Raw genomic sequence first — 19,770 nt, 5'->3', positions numbered from 1 at the left:
ATGCGCGGGACCGCCGCCAAGATGTGTTTCGCTTCACGTTTACTCACGGTGACTCGGTCTTTACGCCAACCGAAATGGGAGATCAGGCCACCGTGTAGCTTTCCCGCTTGCGCCGCCCGACGCTTTCCGTCCGTAACACGACGGGACGTGTTGCGGGACTCGGCGTTGCGTTGATCGACTCCCAATCCGGGCGGACCACGCGGTAGGCGTAAGAAAAATTCCGGGATCAGGCGTCAGCGGAATGGGTATTCGGACCTACCCCGCTGGTGGTAACCCGGCCGCCGCACCGGAGGCCGAGCCGCCGGTTCGACTACCGTGACGAGGTGCGCGCAAAGTCTTCCGTGCCCCGGCTGGACGTCGTCGTCACAGCGGCGCTCGTGGCACTGACCGTCGCCAACGTGGCGGCCCGCCCGGACGCCGGCCGGCTGATCCACGTCGCCGGAATCCTGACCGTCGCACCCCTCGCCCCGCGGCAGGTCACTCCGGTCGCCGTCATGACGGTGACCGCCTGCGCGGTGACCGTGTACTCCGCGCTGGAGTCGGCGGAACTGCCCAACGCGGGCTTGGGCCTGTTGATCGCGATGTTCACGGTGGGCACCATGTGCTCCACCCCGGTGGCCGCGCTGATGTGGTTGCTTTCGGTGCTCTGCTTCCTCCCGACGTTCCTGAACCCGTCCAGCGACTTCAAGCTGGCCAAGCTGCTCGAAAGCGCGCTGATCCTGTTCTGCTCCTGGGCACTCGGCGAAAGCACCAAGCGCTGGGCGCAGCGGGTGCAGCTCCAGGCCGAGCAGGCCCGCCGAGCGGTCGCCGACGAACGCGTCCGGATCGCCCGGGAACTCCACGCCGTCGTCGCGCACCACATGTCCGTCATCTCCCTTCAAGCCGGATTGGCTCGCTACGTGTTCGACAGCGACCCGCAGACCGCACGCACGGCAGTCGCCACCATCGACGGAACCAGCCGCGAAGCGCTGCAGGAGATGCGCCGGCTCCTGGACGTCCTCCGGCTCGACGACGACGGTGAAGTCGACCTGTCGCCACAGCCGGGTATCGAGGCGGTACCGGGCCTGGTCGAGCGGGTCCGGGCCGCGGGCTTGGCCGTCGAACTGGTGGTGACCGGCCGGCCGAGGCCCGTGTCGCCCGGAGTCGCGATCTCCGCCTACCGGATCGCCCAGGAGTCACTGACCAATGTCCTGAAGCACGCGGGCGCCGCGTCGGCGCGAGTGGGGATCGCCTACCACGGTCGGTGCGTCGAAGTCAGGATCACCGACGACGGAGCCGGCGCCCGCACCGGAGGCGGACCGTCTTCGTACGGCATGCGCGAGCGCACGGACCTCTACGGCGGAACGTTCGAGGCCGGTCCGCGCCCCGACGACCAGCCGCTGGTGCGGGCCGGCCTGGCGGGGCTGCTCGAGGCCGCCCCGGGGATCGACGTGGTGGCCGAGGCCGCCAACGGCGTCGACGCGGTCGCCTCGGCCACGGCCACCCGGCCGGACGTGGTGCTCATGGACGTGCGCATGCCGGAACTCGACGGGATCTCCGCGACGCGGCGGATCCTGAGCCGAGACCCGGGGTGGCAGCCCCGCATCATCATCCTGACCACCTTCGACATTTCGGAGTACGTGTACACCTCCCTCCGCGAGGGGGCATCGGGGTTCCTGCTCAAGGACACCCCGGCCGACCGGGTCATCGCCGCGATCCACGCCGTCGCGGCCGGCGACGTGCTGCTTTCGCCGCGGATCACCCGGCGGCTGATCGAAAGCTTCGCGCGCCACCACGTGGTGGCCGCGTACGAATCCGGCCTGATCGTGCCGTCTTCCGCGGATTGACCACCGCAGTCATGCCTCGAAGTGTGCGGTCACCGAAGCGCCACTGATGACGTCGAGGCAGGCGTCGACGCGGCGGCGCAAGGACTCGGCGGTGGCCGGCGCTGCCGAGCCTTCGGCCGGCAGCCGGAGGATCTCGATGATGCCGCCCAGGACGAAGTCCGCGAGGGTCGCCGGATCCGGGAGGTGCTCGACGAGCCGGAGGCACGCCGGGTGCAGGAGGTCGCGGTAGGCGTTCGCGGTCTGCTGCGACGCCGCGCTGGGGTACAGGTTGCGGTAGAGCTCCGCGTGCCGGGCCGAGAACTCGCACAGGCGGTGGATCACCGCTCGCGGGTCTTCCCCGTCGCCGGGGGCGAGTTCGCGGAACGAGGCCGCCACGGCCTGGGCGACGGCGTCGTCGCGGTCGCGGAAGTGCTGGTAGAAGACCTGCCTGCTCACGCCGGCGAGCTGGGTGATGTCGCTGACCGAGATCCGCTCGACCCGGCGCCCCTCGATCAGCTCGAACGCGGCCCGCCGGAGCCGGTCGCGCACGCGCGCGGCTCGGGGATCGGCGCTGCCGGTGCGGGCGGGCGCTCGCGGAACTCCGTTCGTTGACACTTGTCAACGATAGCAGTAGCGTCGATTTCAGCGACACATGTCAACGAAGCGAGGTGGCCGCCATGGCGCGTCCGGTCCGGATCGCGAACTTCTCCGGCGCGATGGGTGACAGGTTCTCCGCGTTCGAAGAGGCCGTCCAGGGCGATCCGGTGGACGTCGTGATCGGCGACTCGATGGCCGAGATCACCATGTCGATGGTCGTCGCCGGCTTCCACGAAAACCGCGAAGCCCGGCGCGGGTTCTTCTCGGAGTTCTTCCTCCGCCAGCTGCGCCCCCAGCTGCCCGCCGTCGCCGCAAAGGGGATCAAGGTCGTCACCAACGCCGGGATCTACCACCCCGCCGGTCTCGCCGAAGCGATCCGCGCCGAAGTGGCGGCACTGGGCCTGTCGCTGAAGGTCGCGTACGTCACCGGCGACGACCTCACCGACACCGCGAAGGACCTGATCGCCGACGGGCAGCTGAACCACCTCGAAACCGGCGCCCCGCTGGAGATCGACGATCTGCTGGCCGTCAACGCCTACCTCGGCGGCTGGGGCATCAAGACCGCGCTCGACGAAGGCGCCGACATCGTCATCACCGGCCGCGTCGCCGACGCCTCCCTCGTCACCGGCCCCGCCGCGTGGTGGCACGGGTGGCAGCGCGGGGACCTGGACCGCATCGCCGGCGCGACCGCCGCCGCGCACATCATCGAATGCGGACCGCAGGCCACCGGCGGCAACTTCGCCGGCTTCACCGGCCTCGCCGACAACACCCTGCCCGGCTTCCCCATCGCCGAAGTCGCCGACGACGGCAGCTTCGTCATCACCAAACGAGCCGGCGACGGCGGCGCGGTCACCGTCGACACCGTCACCGCGCAGCTGATGTACGAGATCCAGGGCCCGCGCTACCTCAACCCGGACGTCACCTGGCACACCGACTCCATCACCCTCGCCCAGGACGGCCCGGACCGCGTGCGCGTCACCGGTGCCCGCGGCAGCGCCGCCTCCGAGACCACCAAGGTCGGGGTCAACTTCCAGCGCGGCTACCGCGGCGCGACCTGGCTCTTTCCCACCGGCCTGGACGTCGACGCCAAGATCGACGTCCTCAAAGCCCAGGCCGAACGCGCCCGCCAGGACCACCCCGTGGACGAGCTGCACTTCTTCGTCTGCGGGCAGCCGGTCCCCGATCCGAAGGACCAGTGGCAGGCCACCGTCGCCGTCCAGGTGACCGCCGCGGCGCCGGACCGGGCGACGGTGTCGGGGTTCCTGAACCAGTTCTGCTCCTACGGCCTGGGCAGCATCCCGGGCTTCTACATCGACATGACCCAGATGTACTCGATGGGCGGCCAGCCGCGGATCGACTACTGGCCCGGGCTCGTCCGCCAGGCCGACCTGCACCACCGGGTCCACCTGTCCGACGGCCGGGTCCTCGACATCGCTCCCCCGCCGGACACCGTCGTCTTCACCGGCCAGCCCGCAACCCCGGCGAGTCCCGCGGCGGCGTTCGGTCCCACCTCGACTGTCCCGTTCGGACAGATCGTTTACGCGCGCACCGGCGACAAGGGCGCCAACGCCAACCTCGGCGTGTGGGCTCCGGACGAAGCCGCGTGGCCCTGGCTCGCCGGGTTCCTCACCGCCGACCGGCTCCGCGAGCTGCTCGGCTGCCCGGAGGCCGTCGAGATCGAACGCTACGAACAGCCGAACCTGCACGGCATCTCGTTCGTGCTGCGCGGCTACTTCCCGCCCAGCGGCTCGGCGAACCTGGCGCTCGACCAGATCGGCAAGTCCCTGGGCGAGTTCCTCCGCGCCCGCCACGTCGACGTCCCGACCGCCCTGCTGCACTGACCGGAGAGTCCACAGTGGAAACCACCGACCCGCGGGCCCTGCGCGACGCGATGCTCGAGGCCGTCCGGAACCGCGCCACCGGCGACGCGTTCGATCCGCACGCCGAACTCCGCGCGCTCCTCGCCCCGCTCGGCTTCACCCCCGAAGACAGCGGCGGCACCATCACCTTCCACAAGCGCGACCCGCTGATGCCCAGCAGCATCCGCATCGGCGGGGCCGCCGCCGTCGCGCTGGCCCAGCAGTCGGTGATCGCCGCGAAGCTGTGGCGGATGCGCACCGGCCTCGGCCAGGACATCACCGTCGACCTCGGCCAGGCCATCCGCCGCCTCGCCCCGGCGTCGGAGATGAAGTGGGAGACCCTCAACGGCTACCCCGCCGACATGCCCGACCGCAGCGTCTTCGCCTACTTCGGGTTCTACCCCACGCGCGACGGCCGCCACGTCATCCCGCCCAACATCTACCCCGGCCTCAAGTCGAAGATGCTCGCCGTCCTCGACTGCGCCGACCACCCCGAAGCCCTCGGCCGCGCCATCGCCAGGTACACCGCCGACGAGCTCGAAGCACTCGGCGAAGAGCACGGGATCGTCTTCGCCAAGGTCCGCAGCGTCGAGGAGTTCGTCGCCGAGCCGGTGTTCGAGCACCTCGCCTCCCGGCCCCTGATCGAAATCGAAAAGGTCGCCGACACCCCGCCCGAACCGCTGCCGGAGTGGGGCACCCACCCCCTGTCCGGGATCCGCGCGCTCGGCATGGGTCACGTCATCGCCGGGGCCGGCATCGGCCGCTCCCTGGCCTCGCTCGGCGCGGACGTCCTCAACGTCTGGCGCGTCGCGGAGTTCGAACAGGACCCCCTCATCGCCACCGCCAACGTGGGCATGCGCTCCACCCGCCTCAACGTCCGCGGGCCCGACGGCCGGGAAACCCTGCGTGCCCTGCTGCGCGACGCGGACATCTTCTTCGCCAACCGGCGACCCGGCCTGCTGACCGAACTCGGCGTCGACGCCGAACAGGCGTTCGCCGTGCGGCCCGGCCTCATCCACGTCACCGCCAGCTGCCACGGCGAAACCGGCCCGTGGGCCCGCCGCGTCGGCTTCGACCAGGTCGCCGGCACGGTCACCGGCATGGTCGCCGCCGAAGGCACCCTCGAGGCCCCGAAGCTGCCCCCGACGTCGATCATCAACGACTACCTCGTCGCCTGGCTCGGCGCGACCGGCGCCATGGCCGCGCTCGCCCGCCGCGCCACCGAAGGCGGCAGCTACCGGATCCACGTCTCGCTCACCCGCGCGGCGATGTGGGCGGTCACCCTCGGCTTCTTCGACTGGGACCACGTCCACCGGACCGTCGGCAGCGGCGGAGAACACGAACTGCTCGACCCCCAGCTGTTCACCTCGCTCACCCCGCTGGGCATCTACCAGGGCGTCACCGAGAACATCACGCTGTCCCGCACGCCGCACCACTACCTGAACGTGCTCTCCCCCCGCGGCGCCGACCAGCCCGTCTGGCTTCCGCGGCCGCAGATGCCGGACGTCGCCGCGCTGGCCAAAATCCTGGGCCGCGGCTGACCACCCCGGGACAGATTCCGGCCGAAACCGGCGGAGCTAGCGCTTAACCGGTCCGGGAGCGGACTTGCTTGCCGCTGTGGCCAGGGCGACGGCGTCGGCCAACGCGGTCGGTGTCGTCCGGTCGGCGGTGAACGCGTTGACGGTCACCGCGACGGCGAGCCTGCGCTGCGGGCAGTAGAGGACGGCCGAACCCCAGAAACCGTTGTGCCACCAGCAGGTCATGCCTTCGATGCGCCGCGGGAAGATGCCCATGCCCGCCCCGTCGCCGTCGGCGGCCGGGACCAGGGTGAGCATGGTGCGCAGCGCGGCGCGGCTGAGCACCCGGCCGTCCAGCAACGCCCGGTAGAACCGGGTGAGGTCGGCGACGCTGGAGACCAGCCCGCCGCCGCCGTAGAGGTCGAAGGACGGGTCCGCGGTGTAGGCGTCCAGGTCGAGGTCGGCTGCGGGGTCGACGTAGTACTGGTGGGCCCGGGCACCGGCGGTGGGCGGGGCCGGCTCGAGGGTCTCGAACCAGGTGGCGGTCAGGCCCAGGCGGTCGTAGCGCAGCAGCCGGCGGTAGGCGGCCGCTTGCGCAGTGCCGGTGACCGATTCCACGATCCGGGCCAGCAGCACGTAGCCGGTGTCGGAGTAGTGGAACAGCGCGCCCGGTGCGCCGTAGGGGTGGCCGTGGTCCATTGCCCAGCCGATTTGCTCGGTGGGGAGCCAATGCCGGTGCAGGTCCGTCAACGCTGTTTCGCGATAGCTGTCGTCGGTGGCGTAGTCGTACAGACCGCTGGTGTGGTCGAGCAGCATGCGCACGGTGATCAGGTCCGGGTCGTAGCCGCCGCGGCGCAGCAGTTCGAGGTAGGGCGGCGACAGATACCGGGCGACGGCGGCATCGAGGTTCACCCGGCGCTGGTCGACGAGCGTGAGCACGGCCGCCGCGGTGAACGTCTTGGTGACCGAGGCGATGCGGAAGGTGTTGCCGGCGACGAGTGGGGTGCCGGTGGCTCGATCGGCTTTCCCGACCGCCCGTTCCCAGCGCAGGCCGGGTGCGTCCACTCGCGCCGCGATGCCCGGCACCGCCGGGGATCGGGCGAACTGCTCGGCGAGAACGCTGTCCAGCGCGGGCATCCCTGTGCCCGGGCCGGACGCCGCCGAACCAGGGGCGGTGCCCAGCACATCTACCACGCCTGTGCTCAGCACGGCGAGAACGAGCAGGCGCGCTGCTCCACGGTTGATCCTCATTTGCGCTCCTCGGGATCGGCTTCGGTGGTCTCACCTTGTCGGATCCGTTGGGAGACAGTCATTGCCCCGTGGCGGTATCTGCGCGCTCCCCCACAGGCGGAGGGAGTTCGGCGGACACGCCCGGCAGGAGTACGCCTGCGGAGGGACGGGGGTTCCTCGACGAGAGCGGCGGTACTCAGCCCTGGCGTGGCGCGCCCATCGCGCGGTAGGCGTGAATGACCAGGTGGACCCGGTCGCGGGCGTTCAGCTTCGTCAGCAGGTTGCCGACGTGGGTTTTGGCGGTGCCAGGCGCGATGTGCAGCCGCCGGGCGATCTCCGCGTTGGTCAGGCCTTCGGCGACGAGCGCGAGCACTTGGCGCTCGCGGTCCGTGATCGACGCCAGCGGATCGGGGCCGGCCGCCCCGGTTTCGGCAAAACCGGGGCCCGGAGCGCCGGCGGTGCCCGGCCGGGCCGGCTCGGGGCGGGCGGCGAATTCGGCGATGAGCCGGCGCGTGATGCTCGGGGCGAGCAGCGCGTCGCCGGAGGCGATGACCCGGATGGCGGCGAGGAGGTCCGCCGGCGGGGTGTCCTTCAGCAGGAAGCCGCCGGCTCCGCCCCGCAGCGCTTGGTACACGTAGTCGTCGAGGTCGAAGGTGGTCAGGATGAGCACCCGCACGTCGGTCGACGCGGTGATGAGCCGGGTGGCCTCGAGGCCGTCCATGTCGGGCATCCGGATGTCCATCAAGACGACGTCCGGCCGTTCCCGCCGGGCCAGGTCGACCGCCTGCAGGCCGGTGCTCGCTTCGGCGATGACGGTCAGGTCGGCGGCGGTGCCGACGATGCCGCGCAGGCCGGCGCGCATGAGGTGCTGGTCGTCGGCCACGAGGACGCGGACGGTCACACCGCCGCCTTCGCCACCGGCAGCGACGCGGCGACCCGGAATCCCCGGCCCGGCAGCGGCGCGGCCTCCAGGGTGCCGCCGTAGAGGTGCACCCGCTCGCGCATGCCGACCAGGCCGTGGCCGGGCCCACCCGCGGCCGGGCCGCCGCGACCGTCGTCGGTGATCTCGAGGGACAGCTCGTGCTCCCCGTAACCGATGGCGACCCGGCAACCGGTGGTCCCGGCGTGCTTGACCACGTTGGTGAGCGCCTCCTGCACGATCCGGAAGGCCGACAGGTCGATCCCGGGCGGCAACGGCCGAGCCGCGCCGGTGATCTTCACCTGGACCCGGACCCCGGCCTTCGCGGTCTGCGCCACCAGGTGGTCGAGCTCGCCGAGACCGGGCGCCGGAGCAAGGGCCGCCGGGCCGTCGTCGCGCAGCATGCCGAGGAGCCGGCGCATTTCCGTGAGCGCCTCCCGGCCGGTGGTGGCGATGGCGCCGAGCGCGGCCCGGGCCTGCGCGGGCTGGTCGTCGAGCACGAGATCACCGAAACCGGCCTGCACCGTGATCACGCTCATGCTGTGCGCAACCACGTCGTGCACCTCCCTGGCGATGCGCATCCGCTCCTCGATGACGCCTCGGCGCGCCCGTTCCCGGTCGGCCTCGGCCTGCCGGGCTTGCTGCCGCCGCAGTTCCCGCTCGTAGCCCCGGTGCCGCCCGACGGCGTGGCCGATGGTCCAAACGAGGCCGGAGATCAGGCCGAGCAGCACACCGCGGTCGAAGACCCCGACCACCACCGCCGGGGCGACGAGCGCGGCGCCGAGGGCGGCCAGCGCGATCCGCGGCCGGTACGTGGCCGCCACGAGATAAAGGGCGCTCCAGGCCGGCAGCAGACCTTGATAGGGCAAGCCGAACACCACCGGCACGACCAGCGCCACCCCGAGCGCGACCACCGGCTGCCGGCGGCGCAGCGCGATCGTGAGGCCGAGCACCGCCACCGCGGCCAGCGCGAGCGGCACCGGCGTTGCGTGCGGGTGCCGCAACAGCACCCCACCGGCGATCGCGGCATATCCGATCGCGACGAGGCAGTCGAACAGCAGCCAATGGCCGGGCCGCAGCCGTCTGACCAGCGGTGGACGCGGCTCGGTTGACATGGCCCCAGCGTACGGCGCGGCACCGCGGTCCGGCCTCTGCCGCGAGGCGTAGGCCGACCGGCGTAGGACGTGCATCAGCGGGAGGTCACCGGGTCGTGACGGCCAGCCGGTCGGCGACCGCCTGCACCCCCGCGTCGGCAAGGGAGCGCAGCTCGGCCATCGGGGCGCCGGTGCGGCTGAGGACCACAATCGCGTGCTGGACGCCGACCACGAGCAACGCCAGGCTGTCCAGTTCGGCCGGTTCGTGGCCGGCGGCCGCCGCGTCCAGTGCTCGGCGGACCCGCCGGCGCTGCGCGGTCACCGCGCGGTCGACCGCTTTCCGTGACTCCGGCGAAAGGGTCGGCAGCTGCGCGGCCGACTGCACGACGAGGCACCCGACCGGCACGTCGGGGTCGCCGATGCGGTCGAGCACGACGTCGAAGAAGGCACCGACGGCGGCGACCGGGTCACCGGCGTGGGCGTCGACGGCCTCCTCGTAGCGGTGCTCGTAGCGCGCGGCATACCGTTCGAGCGACCGGCGGAACAGCTCGTCCTTGGCCCCGAAAGCGCCGTACAGGGAGCCGCGTCCCAGGCCGGTGGCCCGGCCGAGGGTGTCGAGCGAGGTCTCGGCGTAGCCGAGCTCCCAGAACACGCGCATCGCCCGGTCCAGCGCTTCGTCGACGTCGAACTGCTTACGCCCGGACACGCTCGCTCCTCCCGCCATCGGCCCAGGGCGCGAGGAACTCACTCAGGGCAGCGAGCATCGCCTGGGGTGCTTCTTCGGCAGGATAGTGGCCGCAGCCGGGCAGGACGACGCCGCGAACGTCCGCGGCGGCCGGGATCATCGTCCGCTCGACCAGCGGACCGGTCGAGCGTTCGCCGGCGATGGTGAGGATCGGCAGATCGAGGCGGTTCTTCACGCGTTCGGCGTTCTGCGCCACGGTGTCGCCGATCGCGCGGTAGCAGCCGAAGCTGGCGTGCAGCGCCCGGGGATCACGGCGGATCGAGTCGACGTAGTGCTCGATGGCGGGTTCGGCCAGCGGCCGGGCGGCCTTGTGGGTGAACTGCCACCGCAGGAAGACGTCCTCGCGGCCGGCGACGAGCTGTTCGTTGAGGTCGTCGAGCTGGTTGAACGCGAAGTGCCAGAGGCGCTCGACGACGTCGCGTGGCGCGAAAAGCGGCGGCGAGGGGCTGAGGCCGGGAATCAGGGCTTCGGCGAGCGCCAGCCGCGCCACCCGGCCGGGGTGGTCGGCGGCCATGGCGTACCCGATCCACATCCCCACGTCGTGCCCGGCCACGGCGAACCGTTCGTGGCCCAGCGCGGCCATCAGCCCGGTCAGGTCGGCGGCCAGGGTGGCGGTGTCGTAGCCGTCGCCGGGTTGGCCGGACAGACCGGTCCCGCGTGGATCGACGGCGACGACGGTGAAGTCGCGAGCGAGCTCGGGCATCAGCAGCCGCCACGCGTACCACGTCTGCGGCCAGCCGGGGATCAGCAGCAGTGGCGGGCCGTCGCCGCCGACGACCGCGTGCAGCCTCAGCTCGCCGACCGCGATCCACCGGCTGGTGAACACCTCGTCGAAGCCGGCGGGCAGGCCGGGGGTGCCGCTCGCGGTACCGGGACCGGCCGGTGCGGATGGCTCAGGCGTCTGCATGATAACTCCTTTGTGGACTGTGGACTGTGGGCGGGTCAGGCGGGGTGTCGCCGGTGGCGCACGGCGGGGACGAAGATGAGGCCGATCAGCGCGGCGGCGAGGATGGACGTCGCGACGTTCGCGTCGAAGGCCTGGTCCAGGCCGCCGATCACGAGGGCCGGGACGACGTTGCCGGCGTAGGCGGCGAGGAAGTACGTGGCGTTGAGGTCCGCCCGGCGCCGCGGATCGGCCAGTGCGGCGGTCACGCCCAGCCCGCGGCGGAAGGTCAGCCCGCTGCCGGCGCCGGCCAGGACCGTGCCCGCGACGAAGACGGCCGGCGAGCGCAGCCAGAGCCCGGCGACCAGCAGCCCCACCCCGGCGACCAGCGCGCCGACGGCGAACCAGCGGGACTCGAGACGGCGACGGGGAGCGGACAGCTGGGCGGTCAGGGCGACCAGGAACAGCAGGGAGACCACTCCGCCGACCACCGCCGGTCCGGACACCCGCAGACCGTCGTGCAGGAAGCTCGGTACCAGCGAAGCGAAGAGGGCGTTGACGGCGAAGGCGGCGAACACGCCGGCCGCGGCGGTGGCGAACTCGCGCCGGCCGGCCGGCTCGGCGGGGACGGTCGGCCGCCGCGCGGCCACCCGCGCCGGCCGCCGATCGGCGACGGTCTCGGGAGCGAGGGCCACGGCGGCGAACGCCGGGACGAGAGCGCCCAGGTAGAGCCAGAAGACCAGGTGCGCCGGGGCGGGCGCGAACTGGGCCGTCAGACCCGCGGCGAGCGGGCCGAGCCCGAGCCCGCCGAGGTTGACCGCGGTGGCGGTGATGGTGGCGCGACGCGCGTTTCCCGGCCCGGCCAGCTCCCCCAGCCAGGCGGTCGCGGTCGCCGTGACGACTCCCGTGGCCAAGCCGCTGAGGAACCGGGCCACCAGGAGGACCACGACGTTGCCGGCCAACAGGAAGATGACGGTGCTGACGGCGACCACGCTCAGGGCGGCGAGGGCGAGGGGGCGGCGTCCGGACCGATCGGACATGCCGGCGAACAGCAGCAGCGAGATCACCACGCCCACGGCGTAGCCGGCGAAGATCAGCGTCGTGGTGAACGGGCCGAAGTCCATGTCGGCCGACCAGAACGCGTACAGCGGGACGGGCAGCGTCCCACCCAGCATGACCAGTGCGTAAACCGCGGCCACCGACCAGAACGCTTTCGCGGAACGGCCGCGGCTCGATGTCGGCGTGGGAAGCCGGTCTTGCGTCCTGTCGGTGAGCTCCATGGACCTGACCGTAGCCATCTTGGATCGATCAGTCCATGATTGTTGGACCGATCGATCCAGAATGTGACGCCAGTGACATGACGCACAGAACGCACCCTGAAATAGTCAACCGAGTCATGCTTATTTCATGACCTGGCTCGCCACCGCGCGCTACGACCTCCAACCCGCTCCGGCCACCTTGGGGCTCGTGCACGACCTGCTCAACACCAGGTCGGCCGGTCGTCCTCGTCAGCCCGACCTGCTCGCCGACGTGACGTCGGCACAGCGATGGGCCGGCGAGGCGCTGGCGGCGTGGACCGAGGAGACCGGCCAAGGCGTCCCCCTCGTGCGCCTCGGCGAGGAAGACCTCGATCCCCTCCGGGACCTGCGCGTCGATCTCCACCAGCACCTGGCCGGGACGGCGGAACACGTGCCGGAACACCAGGCCGGCGTCGTGCTGCGCCTCGATCCGGACGGCCGGGTCCGGCCGGAGCCCCGGGGCAGCGGCCGGCGAGCCCTGGCCTCGCTCACCCTGATCGCGATCGCGGACGCCCAGGCCGCCGGCACGTGGCGCCGCCTCAAGGTCTGCCGCAACTCGCGGTGCGCGGCCGCCTTCTTCGACCGCTCGCGCAACAACAGCGGCACCTGGCACGACGTGCGCACCTGCGGCAACCCGGCCAACCTGCGCGCCTATCGAGCCCGCCAGCGTGCCGAAAATAGCTGAGGCCCTTTCACTTATTACAAGGAGCGTCCACCATGCGCGCGATCCAGTACGACGAGTTCGGCGGATACGACGTCCTAAGAGTCGTCGACGTCCCCGTCCCGGTTCCGGACGACGGCCAAGCGCTCGTCCGGGTCACTTTGGCGGGCGTGAACCCGCTGGACGACACCGTCCGCAGCGGCAAGCTCCCCGCGGCCGCCGTCCGGCCGCTGCCGATCCGGCCCGGCGGATTCGGCGTCGGCGTGCTCACCGAGCCCGGCGCCAGCGGCCTCCCGGCCGGCACGCGCGTGATCCTCAGCGGCGGCCGGTACGGCGTGGGCGCCGACGGCGCGTGGGCCGAGTACATCGCCGTCGATCCGCGCCACGTCGTGCCCATCCCGGACGCCGTCGACGACACCGCCGCGGCCGCACTCACGGCCGCGACCGGGCACCTCACCGCGTACCTGGCGCTGTCCGAACTCGCCGGGTTCCGGCCGGGGCAGTCCGTGCTCGCTCCCGGCGTCGCGGGCGGGGTCGGCCAGGGCGGCGTGGACGTCGCCCGGGTCCTCGGCGCCGGCGCGGCGATCACCACCGCCACCAGCACCGCGAAGGCCGAACGCGGCCGGGCGGCCGGGTTCGAGGTGATCGACCTGTCCACCGAGTCCCTGCGCGACGGCGTGCACCGGCTCACCGGCGGCAAGGGCGTCGACGTCGTCCTCGACGGCGTCGGAGGCTCGGTGACCGGGGCGGCGCTCGGTGCCCTGGCCGTGGACGGCACCCTGGTCAGCGTCGGCTACGCGGCGAGCACGCGCACCGAAATCGACGTCACCGACCTGATCTGGAAGAACACCCACATCCACGGTTTCCGGTTCGCCCTGTTCACCCCGGAGCAGATCAACGCCGCGAACACCCACCTGCTCGACCTGCTCGCCCGCAAGGAAATCACCCCGCTGGTCGACCGCGTGTTCCCGCTGGAGCAGGCCGCGCAGGCGCAGCGGCACCTCGCCGAGGGCAGCCCGTTCGGCCGCGTGCTCCTGACGATCTAGGCGAGTACCGCCCGTCAGGTGGCCAGTGCTTCGGTCGGCGGTAGCCGGGACGCCCGGACCGCCGGGTGGATCCCGGCGAGGATGCCCAGGACCAGCGCGGCACCCACGCCGCCGGCGATACCGGTGACGGGAACGACCGCGGGCCAGCCCCGCGACGCCGCGTAGTCCACCGTGACGAGCAGGCCCACGGCGGCGCCCGCGAGTCCGCCCAGCAGGCACAGCACCACGGATTCGGCGAGGAACTGGCCGCGGATGTGCCGCCTGGTCGCGCCCAGCGCGCGCCGGAGCCCGATCTCGCGGGTGCGCTCCAGCACCGAGATGATCATCGTGTTGGCCACGCCGACCGCGCCGACCAGCAGCGCCACCGCGGCCAGGCCGAGCAGCAGGCCGGAGAACGTCGAGTCGGAGAGCTGCTTGGCCTTCAAGGCATCCGACGGCCTGCTGACGAGGATCTTGCCGGGGTTGGGCGGGAACATCGTCTGGGCGAGCACCGCGCGGACGGCGTCGATCTGCGCCTCGTCCACCCGCACGTACAGCACGGTGGGGTGGTCGTCGAACTTCAGGTAGCCGATCGCCGCGGGCCGGCCGACCAGGACGGACCGTTCGATCTCCGGGGCGAGCGGGCTGGGGGCGAGCACGCCGACGACGGTGAAGGCGCGGTCGCCGATCCACACCTCGGGTTGCCGCCCACCCGGCTCGAGCGAGGTGATCCCGAGCCGGGTCGCGGCGACCGCACCCAGCACGACCGTCGGGAACGCGGCGTTGGCCGGGTTCAGGAAGGTGCCGGACGCGACGTGCGCGCCGATCACCGGCAGCAGGTCGTTCTCCGCGGCCAGCACGGTCAGCCCGGAGCCCTCGGTGGCCGGGATGGCCTGCGAGCGGCGGACCTGGGCGTGGGTGTTGGCGACCTGGCTGGCCGCCCGCACGGGCGGGATCCGCGCGGTCATCTTCGCCGCCACGGCCGGCACCGGCGGCAGCGTCCGGCCGTCGCCGTCGATCTGGGCTTCCGCCCGCAGCAGGTTGGTGCCCAGCGCGGAAAGCTGATCCGCGAGGGCCTGCTGCCCGGAGCTCGAGATGCCGACGACCACGATCATCGTGGCGATCCCGATCGAGATGCCCAGCGCGGACAGCACCGCGCGCAGCGGCCGGGTCCGGGGCCCGAGCAGGCCCAGCAGCAGGATGTCGCCGGGACCCAGCCGGACAGCGGGCCGGACGGCGGGCCGCGTCATGCCGGCACCACGCCCGCGAGCCGGGTCGTGTCGGACCGGATCCGGCCGTCGAGGATCTCCACCCGCCGCGGCATGGCGGCCGCGATCTCCCGGTCGTGGGTGATCACGGCGATGGTCGTGCCGCCGTCGCGCAGGTCGCGCAGCAGGTCCAGGACCGCGGCGCTGGTGCCGGTGTCCAGCGCGCCGGTCGGCTCGTCGGCCAGCACCAGGGACGGCGCGTTGACCAGGGCCCTGGCGATGGCCACGCGCTGCTTCTCCCCGCCGGAGAGCTGGTGCGGCCGGTGGGCGCGGCGGTGGGCCAGGCCGACCCGGTCGAGTGCCGCATCGGCCAGCGGCCGCCGCCGGCGCCGCGGCACGCCCGCGTACAACAGGCCGGTGGCGACGTTTTCGGTGGCCGTCAGGCCGTCGGCGAGGTGGAAGTGCTGGAACACGAACCCGATCTCCTGGGCGCGCAACGCCGAGAGCGCCCGGTCGGGCAGCACCGTGACGTCCTGCCCGGCGATCTCGATCGAGCCGCTGGTCGGCCGGTCCAGCGTGCCCATCAGGTTGAGCAACGTGGACTTGCCGGAGCCCGACGGGCCGACGATGGCCAGCAGCTCGCCGGGCTCGATGGTGAGCGAAACGCCGGTCAGGGCGTGCACGCCGCCGGGGTACTCCTTGCCGGCACGGCGGATCGCGAGCACCGGCGTCATGACACGGTCACCACCTTCTGCCCCTCGGCGAGCCCGTCGCCGGCCACCTCGACCCGGCCGTCGGCGAACATGCCCGTCCGGACGGCGACCAGCCTCGCGTGGCCGGCGGCGACGACCTGCACCGCGTAACCGCCTTCCTGCAACGCGACGAGCGCGCCGACCGGCACCGCGAGCACGTTGTCGTGGTGCGCGAGGGTGACCACGACGTCGACGCTGCCGGAGTCCATTGTGGACACCTTGGCCTGGTCGTCGACGGAGATCGTCACGGCCTGGCCGGGCGCGGACCCGCCGGGGCCGCCCGTTCCGCGGGGTGCACCCGAGGCGTCCGCGGACGAGCCGGAGTCCAGCGCCGTGACCGTGCCGGGAGCCCGGGATCCGTCCGGCAAGGACAGCTCCACCTTGCTGCCGGCCTTGAGCAGGGCGACGTCGACCTGCGCGGGGTCGACCGGCGCGGTGACCTGCCGGGCGGTGGCGGTCAGGCCGAGCAGCTCCGCCGTCGCGGGCGCGCCCGGTTGCGCCTTCTGCGAGTCGACGCGGACCTCGCCGGGCAGCACCGCGACGTCGCCCATGCCGAGCGCGCCGCTCTCCTCGAGCTTGTTCTTGCGCTGCCAGGCCTTCAGCGCCGTCGCCGTGCCGTCGGTGTAGGCGTCGCCGGCAGGAGCGGTGCGGTAGCCCAGCGCACGCAGGTTCGCGTTGACCTCGCGGACGTCGGGTCCGGGCGTCGCCGCCGGGTCGATCGTCCGGTAGAGCGGCAGGTCGCCGACGAAGAGCACGACCGGCTGCGCGTCGACCGTGTAGAGCCGGCCGCCGCGGTGCACGACCGTGCCGGGCGCGGGGAGCCAGGTCAGCGTGCCCGCTTTCCGTCCGGTGTAGCCGGTGGCCTTCCCGTAGCCGAGGGAGCCGTTCAGCGTCACCGAGGTCGTCAAGGTCGTTTTGACGACGGTCGTCGTCGCCGGTGGCGCCGGCTGCGCGGCGGCCGTGAGCGGCGCGGGCCGGGTGATGAAGACGTACGCGGTCACCCCGCCGGCGACGAGGACCGTCACGACGCCGATGCCCGCGAGGGTGCGTCCCCTCACTTGCCGATGCCCTTGGCGGCGACTTCCTTCTCGCACTCCGGCGCGAGGCTCATGCCCTTGGAGATGGAGGCGGCGTCGTTCTGCGGTCCGCCGAAGCTGTAGACCTCCCGGTCACCCTGCGGCGGTTCCTCGTCGACGTACCGGACACCCTTGCCCCGCAGGCATTGCACGACCGCGTGCACGAAGTCGGCGGCGTGCGGGTTGGAGCTGTCCAGTTCCCACGGCGGCAGCGGGCTCTTGGACAGGCACGCCGCCTCGGCCTTCTCCTCCGCCTGCTGGTCGGTCTGGCCGTCCACCGGTGCCGCGGACGGGCCGGAGCCCGGGCTGCCTTTCCGGCCCTTGGGGGAACCGTTCTGCGTCAGGCAAGCCAGGTAGGGGGCGTTGAGGGCTTCCAGGTCCTCGTTGGTCATGTCGAGGCGTTCGCGGGGGCGGCCGTTGTCCGGCTCCGCCGACGGCGTGGCGGCCGCCGTCTTGCCCGGGTCCGAGGTGCCCGGGGTGGACATCGTGGCGACCTGGCCGGACGGCGGAGCCGGGTTCGAACACGCCGCGAGGGCGAGCAGAGCGGCCGCGGCGACCAGGCATCGGGTGAGGTTCACCCGGCCTACCGTGCCCGACGACTGTGAAGAACCTGTGCGAACGCCGTGAACGATCTTTCACCGGTCCGCGGGCGCGGGCATCCGCAACGTGAAGGTGCTGCCCTCGCCCGGTGCGCTGGTCACGGTGACGGCCCCGTCCTGGGCCTCGGCGAGCTTGCGCACGATGGCCAGCCCCAGTCCGCTGCCGCCGGTGCGCCGGGTGCGTGACTTGTCGGCGCGCCAGAACCGGTCGAACACGTGTGGCAGGTCCTCCGGCGCGATGCCGGTGCCGGTGTCGGTCACGGTGATCAGCACGTCCGGGCCCTCGCGGCGCCCGTGCAGCCGGATCCGCCCGTCCGGCGGGGTGTGGCGGACGGCGTTGGCCAGCAGGTTGCCGACGATCTGGTGCAGCCGCACCGGATCGGCCTCCACGAGCAGGTCATCGGGCACGTCGGTGTCGACGCGGTCGCCGTGCGCGGCCGCGACGTGCCGCAGCAGGTCCGTCGCGTTCACCTCGACCCGGTCCAGCCGCAGCATGCCCGCGTCGGCCAGGGCCAGGTCACGCAGGTCGTCGACCAGGTGCTGCAGGACCGAGGTTTCCTGGAGCAGCGAGGACACCAGTTCGTCGTCGAGCTCGGCGACGCCGTCCTGGGTGGCGACCAGCCAGCCGCGGATGGTGCCCAGCGGCGTGCGCAGTTCGTGCGAGACGTCGCTGATCAGGTCGCGGCGCTGCTCCTCGGTGCGGGCGGCGTGCTCGGCCATCTCGTTGAACGCGCCCGCGAGTTCCGCGATCTCCCAGCGGGCCCGCACCCGCGCCCGCGCGGAGCCGTCGCCGGCCCGCATGCGCCGCGTCGCGGCGGTGAGCGCGCGGACCGGCCGGATCACCCGGTTCGCCAGCAACATCGCCACCCCGACCGTCAGCACCAGCACGATCGCGGTGACGCCGGCGATGCGCAGCAGCCCGTCGGAGGACAGCCCGATGCCGGCCCGCCGATCGTTCTCGTCCGTGGTGACCTGGAGGTACGCGATCGGCGCGACGTAGGGACGCAGGACCTGGCGCCGCGCGTCCACCAGGCACTTGCCGAGCTGCGCGTCCTGCAGCCCGGCCGCCGGGCGGACCTCGCCGCGGGCGTCCAGCACGACCGTGGGGTCCGTGGCCGACGGCAGGCAGGTCTTCATGGCGTGCGTGATCCGGTCCAGCGCCGCCTGCTCGGTGGGCGTCGGCGTCACCCGCGTGGTGTCCTGGTAGCCGATCGGCCAGCCGGCCGCGCCCAGGACCTTGGCGCACGGCGACGACGGCTCGTCGGGCTGGGTGAGGCGCAGGTACGGGCGCCCGCTGCGCACCTCGGCGATCGTCGCGGCGATCCGGTGGTCCTGCAGGCATTTCACGTCGGTCTCGACGCGCGCTTCGAGGTCGGCGTGCTCCTGGGTGGTCAGCTGGAACGGGCCGACCACCGCGGGGGCGATCCCGTCGGGGAACCGCGTTCCGGCCACCGAGTTGTCGACCGCGAGCGGATCGATCTGCAGCGGCGGCGCGGTGGCCACCGGCCCGGCCGGCCCCGGCGAGCTGCTGACCGACGCGCCGCCGACGGGCGTGAGGACGACCCGGGTGCCGGTGTACACCGACAGCTGCGTCAGCGAGGGCTGCACCGCGTGCCAGTCGGCGTGCGTGGCGGCGTAGTCGACCAGCGTGGTGTACGCCTGCACGGAAACCCGTTCCATCGCGTCCTGCTGCTCGGCGATGGAGCCCGTGGTGCCCTGCACCGCGAGCCACGCCGTCGCCGCGACCGCCCCGGCGGCGACCAGCACCGTGCCGGCCAGGAGCCGGACCCGCAGGCCGGCTCTAGCCACCGTAGGCGATCTTGTAGCCGACGCCGTACACCGTGTGCAGGTACTCGGGCCGCCGCGGGTCGGCCTCGATCTTGCGGCGCAGGTTCTTCAGGTGCGCGTCGGCCGTCCGCTCGGTGACGAAGGTGTCCTGGCCGTGGGCCTGGTTCAGCAGCTGCCGGCGGCTGAGCACCCGCCCGGGCTCGGCCATCAGCGCCTCCAGGATCCGGAACTCCGCCGGCGTGCAGTCGATCGGCCGGTCGTGCACCCGGACCGTGTGCCGGATCTGGTCCAGCAGCAGCGCACCGACCCGCAGCGGCAGCACCGGCCGGCTGCCGGACGGGCCCGCGCGGCGCAGCAGCGACCGCACCCGGGCCATCAGCTCCCTCGGGTCGTACGGCTTGGTCACGTAGTCGTCGGCACCCAGGTCGAAGCCGGCCAGCTTGTCTTCGGCGGTCGACCGCGCCGTCACCAGCAGCACCGGCACATCGGACTCCCGCCGCAGCGCCCGCACCACCTCCAGCCCGTCCAGGCCGGGCATCATCACGTCGAGGACGAGCAGGTCGGGGTGCCGCAGGGCCGCCTGGTCGACGGCCTCCCGGCCGTCGTGCACCACCAGCACCGAGTGCGCCTCGCGGCGCAGGTACCGGCGCAGCAGCTCGGCCTGTTTGACGTCGTCCTCCGCGACCAGCACGAACGCGCACATCGCAGCCTCCC

General features: G+C 72.6%; 18 protein-coding genes. 5 read left to right on the top strand and 13 right to left on the bottom strand.

Features of this window, described 5'->3' with window-relative positions; all coding sequences use genetic code 11:
- The first annotated feature begins 323 nt into the window (after window positions 1-323).
- A complete protein-coding gene (locus ISP_RS18900) occupies window positions 324-1,826 on the top strand; it encodes an ATP-binding response regulator (RefSeq protein WP_230468831.1) in 1,503 nt (500 codons plus the stop codon).
- A 9-nt stretch (window positions 1,827-1,835) separates the two neighbouring features.
- Here the strand turns inward: ISP_RS18900 and ISP_RS18895 are convergent, their stop codons facing one another.
- The gene (locus tag ISP_RS18895) at window positions 1,836-2,420 is read right to left on the bottom strand and encodes a TetR/AcrR family transcriptional regulator (RefSeq protein WP_034285112.1); all 585 of its coding nucleotides are present in this window, start codon (window positions 2,418-2,420) and stop codon (window positions 1,836-1,838) included.
- Window positions 2,421-2,482: 62 nt separating this feature from the next.
- Between ISP_RS18895 and ISP_RS18890 the strand changes: the two genes are divergently transcribed.
- Window positions 2,483-4,243, top strand: coding sequence for an acyclic terpene utilization AtuA family protein (locus ISP_RS18890; RefSeq protein WP_014466975.1), 1,761 nt, complete (start codon window positions 2,483-2,485; stop codon window positions 4,241-4,243).
- 14 nt (window positions 4,244-4,257) lie between these two features.
- Window positions 4,258-5,802: a CoA transferase gene (locus ISP_RS18885; protein WP_013225412.1), complete on the top strand. Its 1,545-nt coding sequence runs from the start codon at window positions 4,258-4,260 to the stop codon at window positions 5,800-5,802.
- Window positions 5,803-5,838: 36 nt separating this feature from the next.
- On the opposite strand, the gene ISP_RS18880 is transcribed toward ISP_RS18885, so the two are convergent.
- The 6 genes from ISP_RS18880 to ISP_RS18855 all read right to left on the bottom strand — a co-directional run bounded on the left by ISP_RS18880 (window position 5,839) and on the right by ISP_RS18855 (window position 11,929).
- A complete protein-coding gene (locus ISP_RS18880; RefSeq protein ID WP_013225411.1) occupies window positions 5,839-7,029 on the bottom strand; it encodes a serine hydrolase domain-containing protein in 1,191 nt (396 codons plus the stop codon).
- A gap of 175 nt (window positions 7,030-7,204) precedes the next feature.
- Entirely contained in the window at window positions 7,205-7,909 is a 705-nt protein-coding gene (locus ISP_RS18875) for a response regulator (protein ID WP_013225410.1), read from the bottom strand.
- Window positions 7,906-9,042 (bottom strand): sensor histidine kinase, encoded by a 1,137-nt coding sequence (locus ISP_RS18870; protein ID WP_013225409.1) that lies wholly within the window; start codon window positions 9,040-9,042, stop codon window positions 7,906-7,908. Before ISP_RS18870 ends, ISP_RS18875 begins: the two co-directional genes overlap by 4 nt.
- Before the next feature lie 85 nt (window positions 9,043-9,127).
- A complete protein-coding gene (locus ISP_RS18865; protein WP_013225408.1) occupies window positions 9,128-9,727 on the bottom strand; it encodes a TetR/AcrR family transcriptional regulator in 600 nt (199 codons plus the stop codon).
- A complete protein-coding gene (locus ISP_RS18860; protein WP_013225407.1) occupies window positions 9,714-10,673 on the bottom strand; it encodes an alpha/beta fold hydrolase in 960 nt (319 codons plus the stop codon). The genes ISP_RS18865 and ISP_RS18860 overlap by 14 nt, the downstream gene beginning before the upstream one ends.
- 35 nt (window positions 10,674-10,708) lie before the next feature.
- Window positions 10,709-11,929, bottom strand: a complete 1,221-nt coding sequence (locus ISP_RS18855) for an MFS transporter (RefSeq protein WP_013225406.1) — start codon at window positions 11,927-11,929, stop codon at window positions 10,709-10,711.
- 127 nt (window positions 11,930-12,056) lie between these two features.
- Here ISP_RS18855 and ISP_RS18850 point away from each other — a divergent pair, with 127 nt between their 5' ends.
- Together ISP_RS18850 and ISP_RS18845 are read left to right on the top strand one after the other, a co-directional pair.
- Window positions 12,057-12,632: a CGNR zinc finger domain-containing protein gene (locus ISP_RS18850; protein WP_013225405.1), complete on the top strand. Its 576-nt coding sequence runs from the start codon at window positions 12,057-12,059 to the stop codon at window positions 12,630-12,632.
- A 32-nt stretch (window positions 12,633-12,664) separates the two neighbouring features.
- Complete coding sequence (locus tag ISP_RS18845) at window positions 12,665-13,654, top strand: quinone oxidoreductase family protein (RefSeq protein WP_013225404.1); 990 nt, start codon at window positions 12,665-12,667, stop codon at window positions 13,652-13,654.
- 14 nt (window positions 13,655-13,668) lie between these two features.
- On the opposite strand, the gene ISP_RS18840 is transcribed toward ISP_RS18845, so the two are convergent.
- From ISP_RS18840 to ISP_RS18815, 6 genes are read right to left on the bottom strand one after another with little or no spacing between them, the layout of a single operon-like run.
- Entirely contained in the window at window positions 13,669-14,883 is a 1,215-nt protein-coding gene (locus tag ISP_RS18840) for an ABC transporter permease (RefSeq protein WP_013225403.1), read from the bottom strand.
- Window positions 14,880-15,575: an ABC transporter ATP-binding protein gene (locus ISP_RS18835; RefSeq protein WP_013225402.1), complete on the bottom strand. Its 696-nt coding sequence runs from the start codon at window positions 15,573-15,575 to the stop codon at window positions 14,880-14,882. Before ISP_RS18835 ends, ISP_RS18840 begins: the two co-directional genes overlap by 4 nt.
- Window positions 15,572-16,651 (bottom strand): peptidoglycan-binding protein, encoded by a 1,080-nt coding sequence (locus tag ISP_RS18830; RefSeq protein WP_013225401.1) that lies wholly within the window; start codon window positions 16,649-16,651, stop codon window positions 15,572-15,574. Before ISP_RS18830 ends, ISP_RS18835 begins: the two co-directional genes overlap by 4 nt.
- Entirely contained in the window at window positions 16,648-17,247 is a 600-nt protein-coding gene (locus tag ISP_RS18825; protein ID WP_013225400.1) for a hypothetical protein, read from the bottom strand. The genes ISP_RS18830 and ISP_RS18825 overlap by 4 nt, the downstream gene beginning before the upstream one ends.
- Window positions 17,248-17,304: 57 nt before the next feature.
- The gene (locus ISP_RS18820) at window positions 17,305-19,077 is read right to left on the bottom strand and encodes a sensor histidine kinase (protein WP_013225399.1); all 1,773 of its coding nucleotides are present in this window, start codon (window positions 19,075-19,077) and stop codon (window positions 17,305-17,307) included.
- Window positions 19,070-19,759, bottom strand: a complete 690-nt coding sequence (locus ISP_RS18815) for a response regulator transcription factor (RefSeq protein ID WP_013225398.1) — start codon at window positions 19,757-19,759, stop codon at window positions 19,070-19,072. Before ISP_RS18815 ends, ISP_RS18820 begins: the two co-directional genes overlap by 8 nt.
- Between the last annotated feature and the right edge of the window lie 11 nt (window positions 19,760-19,770).

Origin of the sequence: Amycolatopsis mediterranei (assembly GCF_026017845.1) — a bacterium.
Taxonomy (GTDB): Bacteria; Actinomycetota; Actinomycetes; order Mycobacteriales; family Pseudonocardiaceae; genus Amycolatopsis; species Amycolatopsis mediterranei.
Note: the sequence above shows the minus strand (reverse complement) of the source record. Positions and strands in the feature narration are given on the sequence as shown.